Source organism: Rhizobium sp. FKL33, assembly GCF_005222915.1.
Taxonomy (GTDB): Bacteria; Pseudomonadota; Alphaproteobacteria; order Rhizobiales; family Rhizobiaceae; genus Rhizobium_E.
In genome coordinates this window covers 1-857 of the sequence record NZ_STFX01000042.1, presented here as the reverse complement: position 1 = coordinate 857, position 857 = coordinate 1, and the positions used below count along the sequence as shown (strand labels likewise).

1 protein-coding gene is annotated in these 857 nt (G+C 54.8%); it reads left to right on the top strand.

The genetic code is table 11. The features are described from left to right. The first annotated feature begins 80 nt into the window (after positions 1–80). Positions 81–844, top strand: a protein-coding gene (locus E8Q41_RS22530; RefSeq protein WP_137157825.1) for an IS5 family transposase whose coding sequence is annotated in 2 segments (ribosomal slippage) — positions 81–396 and positions 396–844 — 765 coding nt in all. Because the reading frame shifts where the segments join, the coding sequence is not laid out codon by codon here. The last annotated feature ends 13 nt before the right edge of the window (positions 845–857 follow it).

Here is an 857-nt window from a genome sequence, read left to right as displayed (position 1 = left end):
TAGGCCGTATACTCATAAACGGGCTTCCGCTTTGGGATTGATGATGATTCAAGGCTGCCATTGATTTGGGAGCTTTTTTGATGACCCGTCGCCGCTATGAACTGACCGACCTGGAATGGGCGATTATCGCGCCTTTGTTGCCGAATAAGCCTCGTGGTGTTCCGAGGGTGGATGATCGTCGAGTGATCAACGGGATTTTGTGGCGCTTCCGCACTGGCTCGCCGTGGGCGGACGTTCCAGATCGCTATGGTCCGCCAACGACATGCTACAACCGCTTCGTCAGATGGCGCAAAGCCGGGGTCTGGGATCGGATTTTGGCAGATATTTCAAAGACCTTTGACGGCGACATCATGATGATCGATTCTTCTTGCGTCCGGGTGCACCAACATGGCGCCACGGCAAAAAGGGGGGGGCTGACGATGGCTGCATGGGACGTTCCCGTGGCGGGCTTACGACCAAGATCCATGCCGTCGTCGATGCCGAAGGCCGTCCAATCGCTCTCGAATTGACCGCAGGGCAAGCGCACGACAGCAAGATGGCGCTGCCGATGTTGAGCGTCATGCGCGAGGGGACGATTATCCTGGGCGACAAGGCTTACGATACCAATGCGTTGCGGGCGGAAGCCGAGGAAAAGGGGGCTTGGGCCAATATTCCGGCCAAAAGCAATCGCAAGGAAAGCTTTTCTTTCAGCGGATGGGTCTATCGGCAAAGAAATCTCGTTGAACGCTTCTTCAACAAGCTCAAACAATATCGAGGCATTGCAACCCGTTACGAAAAGAATCCGGCCAATTTCCTCGCCGCCGTCAAACTCATTGCTACTCGCATCTGGATAAAGGCGTTATGAGTCTACTGCCTAG